The organism is Nocardia sp. NPDC049526 (assembly GCF_044465765.1).
Classification (GTDB): Bacteria; Actinomycetota; Actinomycetes; order Mycobacteriales; family Mycobacteriaceae; genus Nocardia.
The window spans coordinates 545,695-565,658 of sequence record NZ_JBITMA010000002.1 but is presented as its reverse complement, the minus strand read 5'-3'; the positions used below and the strand labels follow the sequence as shown (position 1 = coordinate 565,658).

Genomic DNA, 19,964 nt, shown 5'->3' with positions numbered 1-19,964 from the left:
GACCCGATACCGAAAGAGCCGCCGTGAAAATAGCGATTCCGCTCACCGGAACCCGCGGTGATGTCCAGCCCGTCGTGGCGCTGGGACTCGAGCTGCGCCGTCGCGGCCATGATGTGCTGCTCGGGGCGCCGCCGAATCTGGTCGAATTCGCTACGGCCACCGGGCTTGCCGCGGTCGCCTGCGGACCGGATGTGCAGCAGCTCTACAGTTCGGACACCGGGCAGCGGGCGCTGGCCGCGGGCAACACCTTGCGGCTCATGCAATTGGTAGCCCGGCAGATGGCCGATTATGCCCAGCAGATGAATCGAGAAGTCATCGACGTTTGCACGGGTGCGGATCTGATCGTGGCGAGCACCGTCACCGAGGACCGGGCCGGTTCGGTTGCGGAGGCAATGGGGGTTCCACTGGTCAGCCTGCATTATTTCCCCTGCCGGAGTAATGGCGCATATCCGTTTCCGGGTGCGCTGCCGCCGCGGTGGCATCCGCCCGCAGCTGTGAATCGTGCGACGTGGGCGGTCGCGGAGAATCTGCGCCGGGTGGTGTTCATGCGTTATCTCAACGATCTACGTGCGACGCTCGGGCTGCCGAAATCGCGGGCGAGCACCGCAGCAGTATTGGCGCGCGCGCATGTTCCCGAGGTGCAGATCTACGATCCGGCGTTGGTTCCCGGATTGCCCGAACAATGGGATGAGCGCAGGCCGTTCACCGGATTTCTGACGCTCGATCACGCTGCCCGCGAGGCCGTCGGTGATCTGGCCGGTGACCACGCGGGCATTCTTTCGTGGATCGAGGCGGGGGAGCCGCCGGTTTTCTTCGGATTCGGCAGTATGCCCATTCGGGATACGGCCTCAGTGCTGGCGATGGTAACCGAGGTGTCTGCTCGTTTGGGTGTGCGTGCATTGGTCAGTGCGGGTTGGAGTGATCTGGATATTGCCGATGCGCAGGCGGGGCCGAATGTGAAGGTTGTCGGTCCGTTCGCGCACGATCTGGTTTTTCCGTATTGCGCAGCGGCGGTGCATCACGGCGGTATCGGGACATTGTTCGAGAGTCTGCGCGCCGGATTGCCGACGCTGGTGTGCTCGGTGTCGTTCGAACAGCCGATGTGGGGCGGGCAGGTCGAGCGCCTCGGGGTGGGGGCGCATCTGCCGTTCACACGACTTACCGAAGCTCGGCTGGAACAGGGCGTCGCATCGCTGCTGACGCGCGAACGCCGCTCCCGCGCAGCGGAATTCGCGAAGACACTGAGCGTCGAGGATGCCGCCGCCCGCACCGCCGACATCATCGAAGCCGCCGCCCGGTGACCGACGTCTTCGCCGACACTCTCGTCATGTTCCGCCGCTGTGCCCGGCACACCTTGCGCAGCCGCGACACCCTGATCATTTCGCTGCTCATGCCGATTCTGGTGATGCTGCTGTTCACCTACGTCTTCGGCGGTGCCATCGATGTCGGCGGACCCTATCTCGACTACGTGGTGCCCGGAATCATGTTGCTGTGCACGGGTTTCGGCTCATCGATCACCGCCACAGCGGTCTCCACGGACATGACAAGGGGCAGCATCGACCGCTTCCGCACCCTGCCGATGTTCCGCCAGGCCGTGCTCGCCGGCCACGTCGCCGAGGGTGTTGTCCGTAATCTCGCGGCCATCGCGATCGCGGTTACGGTGGCGCTCGCACTCGGCTACCGCCCCGAGGCTGGTCCACTCGGCTGGCTGGCGGCCCTCGCGGTAATCACCCTGTTCGTCACCGCCATCTCCTGGATCGCCGTCGCCCTCGGCCTGGTCGCCAAGAACCCGGAAGCCGCCGGCGGCCTCACCTACGCCATCATGTTCATCCCCTACATCAGCAGCGCCTTCGTCCAAACCACCACCATGCCCCACTGGCTCCGCGGCTTCGCCGACTACCAACCCGCCACCCCCATCATCGAAACCGTGCGCGGACTCCTGAACTCTTTCGACACCGGCCACAATGCCCCCCTCGCCCTCCTCTGGTGCGCCCTTCTCTGCACCCTCGGATTCACCGGCGCCGGCATCGTATTCAGTCGCTTGTCCCACCACTGAGCAGGTCGTATGCGCCCACGTCGAAGATCGAGGCGACCGTGTGTTGCGGGAATGCGTCGCATCCCGTCGTAGGGCTCAGCGCATATTGCGGTGACCAGCGGCTAGCTCGGTCATGACCTTGTCGGCGCCGAAGAGACGCTGGACGTGGCTCGAGAGATTGGGGGCGATCAGGGCCAATGTCGCGCCGAGGCGGACCGGGATGGGGGCTACGTCGGTTTCGGCGATGTTCCGTTCGATCGCTCGGACCACGGCGTTCGCGACGTCTTCCGGGCTTCGGGTGCCGACGCCCGGTGGTACGGCCGCTCCGGATTTGACGAACATGCCCGCGTCCCTGACGAATCCGGGGTAGATCGAGGAGACACCGACGCCGCGGCTTTGCAGGTCGGCGCGCAAGGCCAAAGCGAAGCCGCGCAGTCCGAATTTGGTCGCGTTGTACATCGCCGCCTTACCGGATGCGGCCTTGCCGGACAGGGAGTTGATGAAGACCAGATGTCCCTTGCCACGTTCGGCCATCTGCGCACCGGCGAGGCGGGCAAGCACGATGGGGGCGCGCAGATTGACCTCCAGCGCCCGATCGATCTCGGTCAGCGAATAGTCGAGCAGGTCGCCCGAACCGGGCAGGGCGGCATTGGCGATGACGACATCGAGGTCACCGGCCTCCTCGAGCAGCTTCTCGGCACCACCCGGGCCAGCGAGGTCCGCGACCACCGCCCGTGCGCCGAACCGGGTCGCGACCTGGTCGAGTGCTTCGGCTCGCCGTCCGGACAGCACCACGTTCGCGCCCCGTGCGGTGACTGCAGCGGCGATCGCGACCCCGATCCCGCCCGTCGCGCCGGTGATCAGGACGCGTGCTCCGTTCAGTTCCATGTCGACGATTATTGTCGAGATCCCGCATTCCGTGACGCATCCGTGGTTGCACGGTGTCGTCGTGGGCGGCAGCTGCCTTCAGTCCAGGAACTGGTCGCGCTCGGTGGATTCTGCGCTGCTGCCGGACGGTTCGCGCGGGGATGCCGCGGCTGATTCACTCCTTGCGGCGAACCGAGGCTTCTACGAGATCCAGTACGGCGGAGAGGTTTTCGTTGGTGTGGCCGGAGGCTATGCGGGCGATGAGACCGTCGAGGACGAGGTCGAGGTAGCCGAGGAGGACGTCGGTGGGGACGTCGTCGCGGAGGGCGCCCGCGGCCTTGCGGCGTTCCAGTCGCGCGAGGGTGGCGGCGGTCAGTTCGGCGGAGCGCTGGGTCCAGCTCGCGCGGAATTCCGGATCGGTGCGCAGGCGGCGCGCGATCTCCAAACGGGTTCCGAGCCAATTGAATTGCTCCGGATGGGCGAGCATATCGCGCATGACCTGCACCAGACCCTGATTGGCCGCGACATCGGCCATGCGGTCGGCATCTTCTTGGGCCAGCGCGAGGAACAGGGCGTCCTTGTCCCGGAAGTGGTGGAAGATCGCGCCGCGAGATAGGCCGATGGCCTCTTCCAGGCGGCGGACGGTCGCACCGTCGTACCCGTACTCGGCGAAACAGGCCCGCGCCCCGTCCAGAATCTGACTACGCCGGGCGGCGAGGTGATCATCACTGACTTTGGGCATTTCGGCGGGCTCCTCCGAGCGAAGCGGGCAATGCAATGTGAAGAGGTCCGCGCACCGCGGGTGACGCGGTGCGCGGACCTACTACAGCACAGTCGTTCAGCCGCGAATCATGTTGCGCAGCACGTACTGCAGGATGCCACCGTTGCGGTAGTAGTCGGCCTCACCAGGGGTGTCGATCCGGACCACTGCGTCGAAGGTGACGACATCACCGTTCTCCTTGGTGGCGGTGACCTTCAGGGTCTTCGGAGTCGCACCCTCGTTCAGCTTGGTGATGCCCTCGATATCGAAGGTCTCGGTGCCGTCCAGCTTCAGTGACGCGGCCGACTCACCGGCCGGGAACTGCAGCGGAATGACGCCCATACCGATGAGGTTCGAGCGGTGGATGCGCTCGAAGGACTCGGTGATGACGGCCTTCACGCCCAGCAGCGAGGTGCCCTTGGCGGCCCAGTCACGCGAGGAGCCCGAACCGTACTCCTTACCGCCCAGCACGACCAGCGGGATGCCGGCGGCCTGGTAGTTCTGCGAGGCGTCGTAGATGAACGCCTGCGGGCCACCGTCCTGGGTGAAGTCGCGGGTGTAACCGCCCGAGACATCGTCGAGCAGCTGGTTGCGCAGCCGGATATTGGCGAAGGTGCCGCGGATCATCACCTCGTGGTTACCGCGACGCGAGCCGTAGGAGTTGTAATCCTTGCGCTCGACGCTGTTGGCCTCCAGGTACTGCGCGGCCGGGGTGCCCGGCTTGATGTTGCCCGCGGGGGAGATGTGGTCGGTGGTGACCGAATCGCCCAGCAGTGCGAGCACCCGCGCGCCCTTGATATCGGTGACCGGCTCCGGCGTCTGCGGCATGCCCTCGAAGTACGGAGGCTTGCGGACGTAGGTCGACTCCGCGGCCCAGTCGAAGGTCTTGCCCTCCGGGGTCGGCAGCGAACGCCAGCGCTCGTCACCCTTGAAGACGTCCTTGTAGTCCTCGAGGAACATATCGCGGGAGATGACCCGGTCGATGGTGTCCTGGATTTCCTGCGGCGCGGGCCAGATGTCCTTCAGGAACACGTCGTTGCCGTCGGTGTCCGTGCCGAGCGCGTCGTTCTCGAAGTCGAAGTCCATGGTGCCCGCGAGCGCGTAGGCGATGACCAGCGGCGGCGAGGCCAGATAGTTCATCTTCACGTCGGGGGAGATGCGGCCCTCGAAGTTGCGGTTACCGGAAAGCACCGCGGTGACAGTCAGGTCGTTGTCGTTGACCGCCTTGGAGATCTCCTCCGGCAGCGGACCGGTATTGCCGATGCAGGTGGCACAGCCGAACGCGACCAGGTTGAAGCCCAGCTTGTCCAGGTACGGCCACAGGCCGGCCTTCTCGTAGTAGCCGTTGACGACCTGCGAACCCGGCGCCATGGAGGTCTTCACCCACGGCTTGCGGGTCAGGCCCTTGTCCACCGCGTTGCGGGCCAGCAGGGCCGCGCCGATCATGACCGACGGGTTGGAGGTGTTGGTGCAGGAGGTGATCGAGGCGACCACGACCGCGCCGTGGTCCAGTACGAAGTCGCCGTACTCCTCGGTGGAGACCTTGACCGGCTTGGACGGGCGGCCCACCGAACCGTTCGCGGCCGAAGGCAGCACTGCATCGTCGTCGGCGAAGGAAAGCACCGCCGGATCGCTGGCCGGGAAGGACTCCTCGATGGCCTCGTCGAGGTGGGTGTGCGGGGTGGTGGCGGCCGGACCGGTCTCCGCGTCGCTGGTGTAGTTGTGGATGTCCTTGCGGAAGGCGGTCTTGCTCTCCGACAGCAGGATCCGGTCCTGCGGACGCTTCGGACCGGCGATGGACGGCACCACGGTGCTCAGGTCCAGCTCCAGGTACTCCGAGTAGGCGGGCTCCTTGTCGGCATCGTGCCAGAGGCCCTGCTCCTTGGCGTAGGCCTCGACCAGCGCGACCTGCTCATCGGAGCGGCCGGTCAGCTTCAGGTAGTCGACGGTCACCTCGTCGATCGGGAAGATCGCTGCGGTGGAACCGAATTCGGGGCTCATATTGCCCAGGGTGGCGCGGTTGGCCAGTGGCACCTCGGAGACGCCCTTGCCGTAGAACTCGACGAACTTGCCGACCACACCGTGCTTGCGCAGCATATCGGTGACGGTGAGCACCACGTCGGTGGCGGTCACGCCCGGGTTGATCTCACCGGTCAGCTTGAAGCCGACGACGCGCGGGATGAGCATGGAGACCGGCTGGCCCAGCATTGCCGCCTCGGCCTCGATACCGCCGACGCCCCAACCCAATACGCCGAGGCCGTTGACCATTGTGGTGTGCGAGTCGGTGCCGACGCAGGTGTCCGGGTAGGCCTGGCCGTTGCGGACCATGACGACGCGGGCCAGGTGCTCGATATTGACCTGGTGCACGATGCCGGTGCTCGGCGGGACGACCTTGAAATCGTCGAAAGCCGTTTGGCCCCAACGCAGGAACTGGTAGCGCTCACCGTTGCGCTGGTATTCGATGTCGACGTTGCGCTCGAAGGCGTCCGCACGGCCGAATACGTCGATGATGACGGAGTGGTCGATGACCATTTCGGCGGGGGCGAGCGGGTTGACCTTGTCGGGATCGCCGCCGAGGGTGGCGACGGCCTCGCGCATGGTGGCCAGGTCGACGATGCAGGGCACACCGGTGAAGTCCTGCATGATCACGCGGGCCGGGGTGAACTGGATCTCGGTGTTCGGCTGAGCCGACGGATCCCAGCTCGCGATGGCGCGGATGTGATCGGCGGTGATGTTGGCGCCGTCCTCGGTGCGGAGCAGATTCTCCGCGAGGACCTTCAGTGCGTAGGGGAGTTTTTCGGTACCGGGCACGGCCGAGAGACGGAAGATCTCGTAGGAGTTGCTTCCGACCTCGAGGGTGCCCTTGGCGCCGAAAGTATCGATACTTGTCGTCACGTCAGCTCCACTCGTCTGTGAGGGTGGCCACGGGCGGGGCTGTGCCCGCGGCTGGTTTTTTCGAGCGACTTGCAGGCAGTCGCTACGGTTACGTGTTCGGAGGGTCCCAGCGCTGGAACGTACTGGTTCCTCGCGCCTTCGAGCCTAACAGTACGCTTGTCCTGTGAAACGCGCGGGTGCCGTTGAGCGCGCCGTCCGAAGGTGGTCCGACACTCCGTCGCGTACTGTGCTTTCGAGTTGTTCGGGGTGACCGGTGGGCCTGCACCGGTTCGCCCTGCAGTGTTGGATGCCCGTCGCCTCGCGTGCCGATGCGGCTCGACAGACCGGATGGAAGATGACCGTCTCGCACACTTCGGTGTTCACGCCTATGCGCGCCGAACTCCCCCCTGGTATCGACGACAAGACGTTGACCCAGATCAAGGAGGATGTGGTCGACAATCACGTGGCCACGCCGAAGGGTAAGGATCAGGACGCGCTCGAGGCGGTCGTCGCCGATGCTCGCGCCCACGGCATCGAGCTCAGCATCGTGGTGATTCCCGGCAATCCCGGCCACGACTCCAATCTACGTGACCTTGCCACCGAGGTCGGCAGGACCGAACACGGAACCGTAGTGGCACTCAGTGACGACTGGGTCGGCACCTATAGCGATTCGATCAGCCGGGTGAAGCTGGAACGGGCCGAGGACTTGTCCAAGAGCACGCAGGGTCATTCGGCGCAGGCGGCGCAGCTTTTCGTCGATTACCTGGAAAAGCCGGAGACGTTCTCCTGGACCGCGATCACCAGCATTTTGCTGGTTGGCACGGCGGCAGCGGTCGGCGGACTCTACTGGATCAAATCCCGTCGGGCTGCCGTGCGGGCTGTGCCGGTAGGGGTTTCCGGTCGCGGCGACGACCGGGATCTCACCTCGTAGCGAGTATCCGCTCAGTTACTTTTCCTGTCGGTCGGTTTGTTTTTCCCGACCGAATCCCCGTGCCTATACGGCTATTTCTCGACAACGGCCAAATTACGCGGCTGTAGTTCTGTTACTGGAGTTTCTTTAGTGAATGATGTGTCGTACGGTTCGAATGCGTGCTGATGGGGAAAGAGTGTTCAGAGAGCTATCTGTGCACCACTGAGCGTGATGGTTCGCATGGGGCTCGTGAGGTTAAGCCTGGTCGGGTCCTTGGGAGGTGCGATGCGCAACAACGGCGTTGCCGGTTCTCGGCGTCCGCTGTGGGTCGCTCTGGGGTTGCTGGTCACTGCCGCCATGCTCGGCACGGCTGGACCGGTTGCCGCGGTGCCGCCTGCCCCGCCCAATCCGAGCGATAGCCAGATCGCCGACGCCGGAGCACAAGTCGACGCCAGAGTGACCGAGGTCGGTGCGCTGATCAACCAGGTCGCGATGACGGATCAGAAGCTGCAGGAACTCGACGGCGCGATCGCCCTGAAGCGCGAAGAAGTGAACAAGGCCCTCGTCGATCTGCAGGACGCCCGCGACGCCGCCGACGCGGCCGCGGCCGCGGTGGCGCAGACCCAGCGTGAACTGAGCGACGCCGGAACCCAGGTCGACCAGGCCAGACGCAACTTCGACCAGTTCGCGGTGCAGGCGTACACCCGGCCCGCCGCGACCTCGATGGTCACCTATCTGTCCTCGGCAACCCCGGATGTCGCCCTCAGCCGCGCCCAGGTGCTCACGCTGGTATCGAAGAATCAGCAGTCGGTGCTCGACTCGTTGCGCCGAGCCCAGATCGAACAGGGCAATAGGAATGCCAGTGCGCGCCATGCGAAATCGGCCGCCGACGCGGCCGCCGCGGTGGCCGAGCAGCGGAAGACCGACGCCGAAAACGCCGTCGCCGCGGTGAAGGCCGAACAGGATCAGCAGGCGGCGCAGCGGGAGGGCCTCCTACGCGAGCGCACGGCGGTGCAGGGCCGCCTCGACCAGGCACGCGCGAATGTGGCCGGGCTGCAAGGACAACGCGAGGCCTATCTGGCCTGGGACGAACAGCGCAAGGTCGAGGAGGCCGCCATCCGGGCGGCTGCCGCTGCCGCCGCCGCACGGGCGGCCCAGGACCAGGCTGCCAAGGACCGCGCGGCACAGGCGGGCGAGGGTAAGCGGCCGCATATCCAGATGGAGAATTCGCCGCCGCCGCGCCAGACCCGCCCGCGTGCCACCGGGCCGTCCATGCCGTCCATCGGCGGCTCCGAGGCGATCGAAACCGTGGTCGATCGGGCCATGTCGCAGCTGGGCGTCGTCTATGCCTGGGGCGGTGGCGACGAGGACGGGCCGACCCTCGGCATACGCGACGGCGGTGTCGCCGACAGCTACGGCGATTACAACAAGGTCGGCTTCGACTGCTCGGGTCTGATGATCTACGCCTTCGCCGGTATCGGCGTCTCGCTGCCGCACTACAGCGGCTATCAATACAATGCGGGCACCAGGGTGCCCGTCGCCGAGCGCAGTCGCGGCGACATGCTGTTCTGGGGGCCGAACGGCAGCGAACATGTTGCGCTCTACCTCGGAAACGGGAAGATGGTGGAGGCGCCGCAATCCGGCGAGGTGGTACGGGTGTCTCCGGTGCGCGAGGGCGGCATCATGCCGTACGCGGTGCGGATCGTCTCGTAACCCCTAGGCTCGTCTGGTAACCCCCAGGCTGGGCCGCACGCCGCGAACCCGACCGCGAACCTGTTGATTTGCCGTGATCTCGGGTCCGGTTGCGGCATATGCGGCCATTACCTGGAATAGTTGTGGCAGCACGCACAGGACCAAAGCGAAAGCGGGGATGTTGGTGACTTCGACGGACGGTGTGAGCGGGGCAAGTTTGGCGAAAGAGGCCGCTGCTCCCGCACCTAGCACCCTGGAGCGTGACGTCCAGACCCTGGAGAAGGCGATATACGAGGTCAAGCGCGTTATCGTCGGCCAGGATCGGCTCGTCGAACGGCTGCTCGTCGGGGTGCTCGCACGCGGCCACGTACTGCTCGAGGGTGTGCCGGGTATCGCCAAAACCCTTGCGGTGGAGACCTTCGCCAGGGTGGTCGGCGGTTCGTTCGCCCGTGTCCAGTTCACCCCCGACCTGGTGCCCACCGACCTGATCGGTACCCGCATCTACCGCCAGGGCCGTGAGGAATTCGATACCGAGCTCGGCCCGGTCGTCGCGAACTTCGTTCTCGCCGACGAGATCAACCGCGCGCCGGCCAAGGTGCAGTCCGCACTGCTCGAGGTGATGGCCGAGCGGCATGTGTCGATCGGCGGCAAGACCTACCCGATGCCCGATCCCTTCCTGGTCATGGCGACCCAGAACCCGATCGAGAGCGAGGGCGTGTACCCGCTGCCCGAGGCGCAGCGCGACCGCTTCCTGTTCAAGGTGGTCGTCGACTATCCGTCGGTGGAGGAAGAGCGCGAGATCATCTATCGGATGGGTGTCACCCCGCCGGAGGCCAAGCCGATCCTCGAGCCGTCCGAGCTGATCCGCCTGCAGCGGGTGGCCGCGAATACCTTCGTGCACCACGCGCTGGTCGACTACGTGGTCCGGGTGATCGCGGCGACCCGCAAGCCCGGCGATTTCGGCATGCAGGATGTGGCGAGCTGGATCGCCTACGGTGCCTCGCCGCGCGCCAGCCTCGGGATCATCGCCGCGGCCCGCGCTGTGGCGCTGATCCGGGGCCGCGACTATGTGGTGCCGCAGGATGTCGTCGAGGTGATTCCGGATGTGCTGCGCCACCGTCTGGTGCTGTCCTACGACGCGCTCGCCGACGAGATCAGCCCCGACGATGTGATCAAGCGCGTGCTGCAGACCGTCGGCCTGCCACAGGTCGCGCCGCAGGCGGTCGCCCCGCAAGGAGCAGGGGTACAGCCGCCGGCCGCACCCGCTCCGGCTGCGTCGCCCGCCATGGGTCCGCACGGCGCGCAGCCGCCGATCCCGCAGCCGCCCGCCCCCCAGGACGCGGTGCCGCAGCCGCCGGTCGCGCAGATGTCTCCGGCCGCCGGCAATAACCAGCCGAAGTGACCTCGGCATCGGATCCGGTTCCACCAGTGCCGATGTCCCCACATGCACCACCGTCTTTCCGCTCGGGCGAACTGTCCGACCCCAAGCTGACGGCGGCGCTCAGAACGCTGGAACTGACCGTCCGTCGTCGGCTCGACGGTGTTCTGCACGGCGATCACCTCGGCTTGATTCCGGGCCCCGGCTCGGAGCCGGGTGAGGCCAGGACCTATCAGCCGGGCGACGATGTGCGGCAGATGGATTGGTCGGTCACCGCCCGCACCACCCATCCGCACGTGCGGCAGATGATCGCGGACCGGGAACTCGAGACCTGGATGGTGGTCGACTTGTCGGCCAGCCTCGACTTCGGCACCGCGCTGTGTCAGAAACGCGACCTCGCGGTCGCGGCCGCCGCGGCGATCACCCACCTCACCAGCGGCGGCGGCAATCGGATCGGCGCGGTCGTCGCGACCGGTGAGCAGTTGACCCGCATTCCCGCGCGCAGCGGCCGGGTGCACGCGCAGTCGATGCTGCGCGAGATCGCGACGACGCCGCATGCCCGCGACGGTGTGCGCGGCGATCTGCGCGAGGCGATCGAATCGCTGCGCCGTCCACAGCGCAAGCGCGGACTCGCAGTGGTCATCAGCGACTTCCTCGGTGATATCAACTGGCAGCGCTCACTGCGCGCCATCTCCGCGCGCCACGATCTACTCGCGGTGGAGGTGCTCGATCCGCGCGATCTGTCGCTGCCCGACGTGGGTGATGTGGTGCTGCACGATCCCGAGACCGGGCGCACCCGCGAATTCAGCGTGACGCCTTCGCTGCGTGCCGATTTCGCGGCCGCCGCCGAACGTCATCGCGTTCAGGTCGAACAGGCCCTGCGTAGTTGCGGCGCACCGGTGCTGACCCTGCAGACCGATCGGGACTGGATCTCCGATGTGGTCCGGTTCGTGTCCACCCGGCGCCACGCATTCGGCGCCCCGAGCGGACGGGCGCCGCGCCAGTGAGTATTTCGCATTTCACCGCGCTGGTCTGGCTCGGTTTCCTCGCCGTGGTCGTGCTGATCGCGTTGGGCTACATCCTCGTTCAGCGCAGCCGTCACCGACACATGCTGCAGTTCACCAATATGGAGCTGCTGGAGAAGGTCGCTCCGTCGCGGCCGAGTCCGATGCGGCATGTGCCGATCGCGCTGATGCTGGTCGGTCTGGTGTTCCTGACCATCGCGGCCGCGGGGCCGACGGCGGTCAAGAAGGTGCCGCGCAATCGCGCGACAGTCGTTCTGGTGATGGATGTTTCGCTGTCCATGGAGGCGACCGATGTGCCGCCGTCGCGACTGAAGGTGGCGCAGAAGGCCGGTAAGGAATTCGTCGACGGGCTGCCGCCCGGTATCAATCTCGGCTTCGTCACCTTCGCTGGCACGGCGTCGGTGATGGTGCCGCCGACGACGAACCGTGAGGCCGTCAAGGCGGCGATCGACAACATCAAACTCGCCGAGCGCACCGCCACCGGTGAGGGCATTCTCACCGCGCTGCAGTCGATCGACACCATCGCCACCGTGCTCGGTGGTGCGGAAACGCCGCCGCCCGCGCGCATCGTGCTGATGTCCGACGGTAAGCAGACGGTGCCCGACGACAAGGATGTCGACAACCCACGGCACGGTTTCACCGCGGCCCGCCTGGCGAAGAACAAAGGCGTTCCGGTGTCGACGATTTCGTTCGGCACCTCGTGGGGCACGGTGGAGATTCCGGACCAGGACGGTAAGGGCGCCCAGCGCGTCAAGGTGCCTGTCGACGACGATGCGCTGCGCGAGATCGCCAAACTCTCCGGCGGCGATTTCTATACCGCCTCGAGCCTGACCGAGCTGACCGCGGTCTACGACACGCTCGAAGAGCAGATCGGTTACGAGATGACCAGGGGCGATGCCAGCAGGCCCTGGCTTCTGCTCGGCATGCTCGTTGTCGCTGCCGGTGTAGTTACCGGCTTGCTCTATCGTCAACGCCTGCCGTAGTCGTCAACGCCCGCCGTCGCGACGCGCCTGGTTCTACATAGAGCAATATGTGTGGCTCTACATAGAGCACTATGTGTGGCCCGGGCGTGGCGCACGAACCCGAACAGATAGGTTGGTCCTCATGTCGAACATCACATCCCGGTCTGTCCTGGTGACCGGTGGCAACCGCGGTATCGGACTCGCGGTCGCGCAGCGTCTGCTTGCCGACGGACACAAGGTGGCCGTCACGCATCGTGGGTCGGGGGTTCCGGACGGTCTGTTCGGTGTGAAATGCGATGTGACGGACAGTGATTCGGTCGATGCCGCCTTCACCGAGGTGGAGCAGCATCAGGGGGCGGTCGAGGTGCTGGTCGCCAACGCGGGCATCACCGACGACACCCTGCTGATGCGGATGAGCGAGGAGCAGTTCACCAAGGTCATCGATGCGAACCTGACCGGTGCGTTCCGCTGCGCGAAGCGGGCCAACCGCGCCATGCTGCGGGCACGCTGGGGACGAATGATCTTCCTCGGCTCCGTGGTCGGTCTTGCCGGTCAGGCCGGACAGATCAACTACGCCGCTTCCAAGGCCGGTGTCATCGGTCTGGCTCGCTCGGTCACCCGTGAACTCGGTTCGCGTTCGATCACCGCCAATGTCGTCGCACCCGGCTTCATCGAGACCGATATGACCGCTGAGCTGCCCGACGATCTGCGCGATATGGCCAAGAAATTCATTCCGCTGCAGCGTCTCGGCGAGCCCGAGGATGTCGCGGCCGTGGTCAGCTTCCTCGCTTCCGAGGATTCGCGCTACGTGTCCGGCGCGGTGATCCCGGTCGACGGCGGCATGGGCATGGGCCACTGACCCACCCGACAGCCGGCGTGTTCGGCGGTCGCGTAACCAGTTGAACTTCGACTACAGGAGAACCGAAAACCCATGGGCGGATTGCTCGAAGGCAAGACCATCCTGATCACCGGCATCATCACCGATTCCTCGATCGCGTTCCACGCGGCGGCGGTCGCGCAGGAGCAGGGCGCGAAGGTGATCATCACCGGCATTCCGGAGCGGCTGCGGTTGATCGATCGGATCGCCAAGCGGCTGCCGCAAGAGGTCGCCCCGGCCATCCCGCTCGATGTCACCAACGAGGAAGATCTGGTCGTGCTGGCCGATAAGGTCCGTGAGCTCGCTCCGGACGGCCTCGACGGTGTGCTGCACTCGATCGCCTTCGCGCCGCGCACGCTGATGGGCCCGGAGGCGCGTCCGTTCCTGGACGGTCCCGGTCCGGATGCGGCAAAGGCATTCGAGATCTCGGCCTGGAGCTACGCCTCGCTGGCTCGCGCCGTGCTGCCGGTGATGAACGAGGGCGGTTCGCTCGTCGGCATGGACTTCGATCCGCGCACCGCGATGCCGTTCTACAACTGGATGGGTGTGGCCAAAGCCGCGCTAGAGTCGGTGAACCGGTATGTGGCGCGCGAAGTCGGCACCGCCAAGCGGATTCGCTCGAATCTGATCGCCGCGGGCCCGATCAAGACCCTCGCGGCCAAGGCCATCGCGGGCACCGCGACCGACGATGCCGCCAAGCTGAACCAGCTCAACACCTATTGGGACGGCGCGTCGCCGATCGGCTGGGACGTCGACGATCCGACCGTGGTGGCGAAGTCGATCGTCACGCTGCTCTCGGACTGGTTGCCGGGCACCACGGGTTCGATCATCTACGTCGACGGCGGAGCCAGCCACAACACCTGGTTCCCGGAGAACATGTCGATCAACTGAGGTAATCCGAAGGGAGACACCGTGGTTCGGGCCGCCGACGCCCTGCTGCTGTTGTCGTTCGGCGGTCCCGAGCGGCCCGAGGACGTGATGCCGTTCCTGGAGAACGTCACTCGGGGGCGGGGTGTGCCGCGCGAACGTCTCGACGAGGTCGCGCAGCACTACCTGCACTTCGGCGGTGTCTCCCCGATCAATGCGCTCAATCGCGACATCATCGCCGCGGTGGAGCGCGAATTGGCCGGTGCCGGAATCGAATTGCCGGTGTACTTCGGTAATCGCAACTGGGATCCCATGGTCGAGGACACCGTCGCGCGCATGGCGGCCGACGGTGTGCGGTCGGCCTTGGTCTTCCCGACCTCGGCGTGGGGTGGATACTCCGGCTGTCTGCAGTACGACGAGGACATCGCAAGAGCGCGTGCGGCTTTCGGGCCGGATGCGCCGGAACTGGTGAAGTTGCGGCAGTATTTCGATCATCCGCTGTTGATCGAGGCATTCGTGGCGGCGATTCGCGCCGCGGTGGATTCGCTTCCGGCCGAGCGCCGCGATGGTGCTCGGCTGGTCTTCACCGCGCATTCGATACCGGTGTCGGCCGATATTGCTGCGGGACCGCCCACGGATGGTGGCCGTCTGTACAGTCGTCAGGTCGCCGAGGCGGCCCGATTATGTGCCGCCGCAACGGGATTCGCTGATTATGACCTGGTGTGGCAGTCCCGCTCCGGGCCACCGCGGATCCCCTGGCTCGATCCGGATATCGTCGATCATCTCGAGGATCTGTCCGGCAAGGGCGTGGATGCGGTCGTGGTCTGCCCGGTCGGGTTCGTCTCCGATCATCTCGAGGTCATCTGGGATCTGGACAACGAAGCCAGGGAGAAGGCCGAGGAACTCGGCATGGCGTTCGCCAGGGCAGCCACCCCCGGCACCGATCCTCGCTTCGCTCGGTTGGTCGTCGAACTGATCAACGAGCACCTGAACGGTGTATCGCCACGCCGACTCGGCGACATTCCGGGCTACGGCTGCACCGTGAACGGTGCCCCCTGTGCAATCGACTGCTGCACCCCGCCGCGACGCCCTGCTGCGGCAACCTAGTGCCGCATCCAGCCAGCTTCTGAGGTAATCGAGATCCGTCGAGCGCAGTCATATCGCGGTGCCGCAGGGCGTGTCGTGCCGCGTTTCGACTGCGCCCGGCGAGCGAACCGGACCTGAGAGCGCGGCAAACCTATCTGGACGGGGTTTCTAGCATTGCGGCCCGATGAGCCGCCGGTTTGCGTCACAGGGGCGTCAAATCCGCGCGCGGCGGGCACCGCGGCGCCGTGGACGCAGCTGATACAGGCGGTACCAGGCCAGCGCGAGGAAGACGGCCCCTAGCCCGGCGACGACTCCCATGTCGAGCAGCCACGTGCCGATGGTGTGTTTCCACAGCGGATCGGCCGCGCCTGAGTGCGGTGTGAGGGTGTCGAGGTCGAGGGTGGCGGCTCCCGCGCCGAACCCCCAACGGGACGGCGCTATGTAGGCCAGTTGCTCTAGGCCGAGTGTGCCGGGGAGCCGCACCAGCCCACCGGTGAGCACCAGTTGTGCCATCGACAGCACGATCAGCAGCGGCAGTGTCTTCTCCGAGGTGTTCACCGACACCGACACCAGCAAGCCCAATGCCAGCGATGCGATCCCCAGCAGCGCCATCGCCAGGATCAGCTCCAGCTCGACAGACGTGAAGAGCCCCTTGGGTGGCATATCCACACCGATCGTCCCGACCAGGACGAGCACCACCGCCTGCAGGGCGGTGATCACGCCCAGGACCAGCAGTTTCGACATCAGATAGACCCCTGCCGACAGGCCTGCCGCGCGTTCTCTGCGGTAGATCGTCTGTTCCTTGACGATCTCGCGAATCGAGTTGCCGGTGCCGACGAAGCATGCCGCGAATGCCAAAACCATAAGTTTGGTCGGGGCATCGACGTTGGATCCCGGCGGCCCGGCGAATCCCGCGCCCGACGGCACCGCGGCGATCAGGCCACCGAGAAGCAGGGGCATCACGCCCAGGAGCGCCAAATAGCTTCGGTCCGAGGCAATCACCGCCAGATATCGCCGGCACAAGGTACTGAGCTGGGCAAGCTTGGACTGCTGCGCGGGCGGCGCCGCCGGTGTGTGCACTTCCGCTGGGCCGACATCGTCGGTCAATCCGACCGCCACGTAGTTCTCGAAGCGTGGCGAAGTCCGGAACTCACCGGCCCAGTCGCGGTCTTCGTCACGGTCGAATGCCTGGAACACCTCGGCCCAGCTGCGCTGTGCGAACTGCTGCAGTCCCTCCGCGGGTGGCCCGTAATAGGCAAGCTCACCGCCGGGCACCAGGACCAGCAGGCGGTCGCAGAAATCAAGATTTGCCACGCTGTGCGTAACGACGATGACGGTCCGCCCGTCGTGCGCCAGTTCGGACAGCATTTCCATGACCGTTTTGTCCAGGCCCGGGTCGAGGCCGGAGGTCGGTTCGTCCAGAAACAACAGAGACGGTTTGGTCAGCAACTCCACTGCGACGCTCACGCGTTTACGCTGTCCGCCCGAGAGCTTATCGATGCGGGTATCGGCGTGCCGCGTCAAACCGAGCTCGTCGAGGACCTCGTCGACTCGCTGTTCGCGCTCCTCGCTGCGCGTATCACCGGGGAAGCGCAATTCGGCCGCGTAGAGCAGCGCACGCCGCGTCGGAAGCTGGTTGTGCAGGATGTCCTCCTGCGGGACCAGCCCGATACGGTGCCGGAGTTCGTCGTAATCGGAATACAGGTCGCGTCCGTCGTAGCGGACCGTCCCCTCCGTCGCGGGCCGTAACCCGGTGACCGCGCCGAGCAGCGTCGACTTGCCCGCTCCGCTGGGCCCGATGACCCCGACAAGTGAGCGCTGCGGGATGGGGAAGCTCACCCCGTCGAGGAGCACTTTGCCCTCGGGGGTCCGCACGGTGAGGCTTTGTACCGAGACAGATACGTCACCGGTGTCGACGAACTCGCGCAGCTCGTCGCCGACCAGCCGGAACGTGGTGTGCCCCATGCCGATCAAATCGGATTCGGACAGGTCCGCGGCGTCGATCCGGTGGCCGTTGACGTAGGTGCCGTTGTGGCTGTCGAGGTCGACGATCCGGTATCTGCCGTCGCCGATCGTACGCAGCTCGGCGTGATGGCGGGAGAGCATGAGGTCGTGCGCGACGATGTCGTTGTCTGCCGCGCGTCCGATCCGAAGCGTGGGCGAGGTGATCCGGACGACCGCGCTGGGGCGGGCCGGCGAAGGTGCCGATCGCGAAACTCGCCTGCTCCGACCCGCTTGGAACTTCGTGACCGTTGCTTCGTCCTCGAGGTCGTAGCCCGGATCGGAGACGATCATCGTGTCTCCCCCGATATCTTCCGCGGGCTCCTGGCCGGATTGTCCTTCTTGCCCCTCTATGGAGCAGGCCAACTGCTCGCCGTCCACCGCGTGACCGAGCTGGAACGTCTCGTCATGGTCGATCAGCATCCGCTCGACACGGTGACCGTCGAAAAAGGTGCCGTTGAGGCTGCCCGCGTCCTCGATTTCCCAACCGTCCGCACCCCGTTCCAGCACGGCGTGCACCGAAGATGCGCGCGGATCGGTAACTATAACGTCGGATGCCGGATCGCGACCGACGTTATACACCGTCCCAGCGCGTAGCCGATAGACGCGTTCCCTCGTGTGCACCACGAGAACCGGCGCCTCAGGGGATTCGATGGATGACTGGTCATCCGCCATGAGCTGAGTATACGACTGGTCCGCGGTGTCCCGGCAACATTCGACTACCTCGCAATTCCGGTCCTCAGCAACCCGTCAGCACAAACACCCGATTGGCGTTGGTGTCGACGATGTATATGGCGGTCCAGGGCTACGTCGGGATCAGGCAGACCAGTTCAGGCCGGCTCCGTCGCGGTGTTGTCGATCAGAAGCTGAGGGTCGTGAGGTAGGCGTAGACGCCGGGGAACCCCGGGCGGGCGCTGCCCTTGCCCCAAGAGGTGAGGCCGATCAGGCGGCCCGCGACGAGAAGTGGATCGCCGCTGTCGTATTCGGCGGTATCGGCGTCGGTGGATCCGGCGCAGAGCATATCGGCGGGGTCGAAGGCGGAGCCATATGCGGCGGCGCACGCGGTGTTGGGGACGATCGGGACGGGGGCGGATCGCAGGAGCGTATTCGAGGTGTCGCTCTCGGAGGTCGCGCCCCAGCCGATGATGGTGCCGGTGTCGCCGTATGCGCGCGGATCGCCTTGTGGCGCGGCGATTTCCAGGAACGGCCCCGGTCTCGGCTCGTCGAGGACGAGGATCGCGAGATCATTGTGGTGCACGGTCTCGCCCTCGAAATCGCTTTCCCGGAAATCCGGGTGGATGCGAATCTCCTTGACCCCCACGGTGACTCCGTCGTGCGAGCGCAGATCGGTGCGGTCGAAGGTGACGGTGATCGCCTGCGGTAGCAGCCGGGCCAACTCGACGCAGTGCGCCGCGGTCACAACCCGATCGGGCGCGATGAGCGCACCGCCGCAGAATTGCCCCGATGGCCGGGGAAAGTACAACGGGCTGCCGACGGCGGCGAGCCATGGGTAGGCGCTCGCCTCGATGGTTTTTCCGCCCACGATCGCCGTGGCGGGAACGGCAGGGGCGCCGAGACCGACGATGAATGCGGCGGCCGCAGCCGCGACAATGCGAGGTATGCGGAACATGCCGCCTCCCGGATGATTTAGGCGATCGCTCGGCCTATTCAACCAGAGGATGCCGGTGTTCTCGCGCCTTCTGGGACCGGTGGCCGGCTCATACGTCGAACGCCGGTGCTTTACGGATTGCCCCGAGCCGCGGCGTGCACCGCCACCAAGCGCGCAGCGCGGATCGCGTCCCACAATGGGCGTAGGAGGTCTTCCTGGGCCCCGATGGCGGTCGCGGAGGTGGGGGAGGAGGCCGGTTCGCGTTGGGCGACAGTGAGGATGGCGGCGACGTGGTCAGCGCTGTCGAGGATTCGCCTGGCGCGCAAGGGGATCGAATCCGGGTAATCGTGGCGGGAGTAATCCGCGAGTTCGGCCTCGATGAGTTCGCGGGGGTCGGAATCGACGGTCGCGCCCGTGGCGGTGGTGTGCAGGCGCATGAGGGCGTCGGCGGCATCGCGTACTGCTTCGCGCATCGTGTATTCCGCCTCGCCGAGCGACATATTCTGTCCCGGCGCGGCCGGAATCGGGGTGCTGTAGACGGTCCACTGCAGCGTGTCGTCATCGGGCCACTGCGGGATCAATCCGGTGCCCTCTTCGCCCGGTACGCCGAACAGCATTCCCTCGCCCGCCTCGATCGCATCAGCGGCGAAGGCCGTTCCGGTGGGCAGTCCGCGCACATCGCCGGGCACCGGCAGCACCAAGCGCAGCTGGGCACCGGGTTGTGCCATCGCCTCGCGAATCACCTTGAGTAGCGCCATGACTCCCGTGCCGGACAGATTCTCGCGAGAAGACCACGGCAGGTCGTCGCGGCCGCCGGTCAGCGGATCGCCCGCGGCGATGGTGTGCCGCGGCGCCCAGGCATACAGCGCCTCGAGGATGTCGTCGGGCGCGCTGCAACCGGCCAGCCAGGAGCCGGCCCACACCGTCAGCGTGGCACTAGGAGAGCACATAATTATCGAGCATAAAGGAGGGTTGCGACTCGGGGGCGTCCATGCCGGATACCCCGGTGAGCTGCGCGCAT

General features: G+C 66.0%; 16 protein-coding genes. 10 read left to right on the top strand and 6 right to left on the bottom strand.

Features of this window, described 5'->3' with window-relative positions:
- Positions 1-23: 23 nt before the first annotated feature.
- Entirely contained in the window at positions 24-1,301 is a 1,278-nt protein-coding gene (locus ACIBW7_RS07185) for a glycosyltransferase (protein ID WP_397044986.1), read from the top strand.
- Positions 1,302-1,327: 26 nt separating this feature from the next.
- Positions 1,328-2,056, top strand: coding sequence for an ABC transporter permease (locus tag ACIBW7_RS07180; RefSeq protein ID WP_397045746.1), 729 nt, complete (start codon positions 1,328-1,330; stop codon positions 2,054-2,056).
- Positions 2,057-2,131: 75 nt separating this feature from the next.
- Here ACIBW7_RS07180 and ACIBW7_RS07175 read toward each other — a convergent pair whose 3' ends face one another.
- The 3 genes from ACIBW7_RS07175 to ACIBW7_RS07165 form a co-directional block, all read right to left on the bottom strand.
- Positions 2,132-2,923 (bottom strand): SDR family NAD(P)-dependent oxidoreductase, encoded by a 792-nt coding sequence (locus tag ACIBW7_RS07175; protein WP_397044984.1) that lies wholly within the window; start codon positions 2,921-2,923, stop codon positions 2,132-2,134.
- 154 nt (positions 2,924-3,077) lie between these two features.
- Positions 3,078-3,644, bottom strand: coding sequence for a TetR/AcrR family transcriptional regulator (locus tag ACIBW7_RS07170; protein ID WP_040691943.1), 567 nt, complete (start codon positions 3,642-3,644; stop codon positions 3,078-3,080).
- Positions 3,645-3,740: 96 nt separating this feature from the next.
- Positions 3,741-6,557: an aconitate hydratase gene (locus ACIBW7_RS07165; protein WP_397044982.1), complete on the bottom strand. Its 2,817-nt coding sequence runs from the start codon at positions 6,555-6,557 to the stop codon at positions 3,741-3,743.
- Positions 6,558-6,891: 334 nt separating this feature from the next.
- Here ACIBW7_RS07165 and ACIBW7_RS07160 point away from each other — a divergent pair, with 334 nt between their 5' ends.
- From ACIBW7_RS07160 to ACIBW7_RS07125, 8 genes are all read left to right on the top strand, one after another.
- The gene (locus ACIBW7_RS07160) at positions 6,892-7,467 is read left to right on the top strand and encodes a DUF6676 family protein (RefSeq protein WP_397044981.1); all 576 of its coding nucleotides are present in this window, start codon (positions 6,892-6,894) and stop codon (positions 7,465-7,467) included.
- 264 nt (positions 7,468-7,731) lie between these two features.
- Positions 7,732-9,159: an NlpC/P60 family protein gene (locus tag ACIBW7_RS07155; protein WP_397044979.1), complete on the top strand. Its 1,428-nt coding sequence runs from the start codon at positions 7,732-7,734 to the stop codon at positions 9,157-9,159.
- Between the two features lie 157 nt (positions 9,160-9,316).
- Positions 9,317-10,540, top strand: a complete 1,224-nt coding sequence (locus ACIBW7_RS07150; RefSeq protein ID WP_397044977.1) for an AAA family ATPase — start codon at positions 9,317-9,319, stop codon at positions 10,538-10,540.
- A 32-nt stretch (positions 10,541-10,572) separates the two neighbouring features.
- Entirely contained in the window at positions 10,573-11,523 is a 951-nt protein-coding gene (locus ACIBW7_RS07145) for a DUF58 domain-containing protein (RefSeq protein WP_063040353.1), read from the top strand.
- Positions 11,520-12,524, top strand: coding sequence for a VWA domain-containing protein (locus ACIBW7_RS07140; RefSeq protein WP_357472199.1), 1,005 nt, complete (start codon positions 11,520-11,522; stop codon positions 12,522-12,524). Before ACIBW7_RS07145 ends, ACIBW7_RS07140 begins: the two co-directional genes overlap by 4 nt.
- Before the next feature lie 121 nt (positions 12,525-12,645).
- Positions 12,646-13,362, top strand: coding sequence for a 3-oxoacyl-ACP reductase FabG1 (fabG1, locus tag ACIBW7_RS07135; RefSeq protein WP_040691902.1), 717 nt, complete (start codon positions 12,646-12,648; stop codon positions 13,360-13,362).
- 72 nt (positions 13,363-13,434) lie between these two features.
- Positions 13,435-14,271 (top strand): NADH-dependent enoyl-ACP reductase InhA, encoded by an 837-nt coding sequence (gene inhA, locus ACIBW7_RS07130; RefSeq protein ID WP_397044974.1) that lies wholly within the window; start codon positions 13,435-13,437, stop codon positions 14,269-14,271.
- 21 nt (positions 14,272-14,292) lie between these two features.
- Entirely contained in the window at positions 14,293-15,354 is a 1,062-nt protein-coding gene (locus tag ACIBW7_RS07125) for a ferrochelatase (protein ID WP_397044972.1), read from the top strand.
- A gap of 192 nt (positions 15,355-15,546) precedes the next feature.
- On the opposite strand, the gene ACIBW7_RS07120 is transcribed toward ACIBW7_RS07125, so the two are convergent.
- The 3 genes from ACIBW7_RS07120 to ACIBW7_RS07110 form a co-directional block, all read right to left on the bottom strand.
- Positions 15,547-18,009, bottom strand: coding sequence for an FHA domain-containing protein (locus ACIBW7_RS07120; protein WP_397044971.1), 2,463 nt, complete (start codon positions 18,007-18,009; stop codon positions 15,547-15,549).
- 184 nt (positions 18,010-18,193) lie between these two features.
- Complete coding sequence (locus tag ACIBW7_RS07115) at positions 18,194-18,964, bottom strand: S1 family peptidase (protein ID WP_397044970.1); 771 nt, start codon at positions 18,962-18,964, stop codon at positions 18,194-18,196.
- 110 nt (positions 18,965-19,074) lie between these two features.
- Complete coding sequence (locus ACIBW7_RS07110; protein ID WP_397044968.1) at positions 19,075-19,893, bottom strand: hypothetical protein; 819 nt, start codon at positions 19,891-19,893, stop codon at positions 19,075-19,077.
- Between the last annotated feature and the right edge of the window lie 71 nt (positions 19,894-19,964).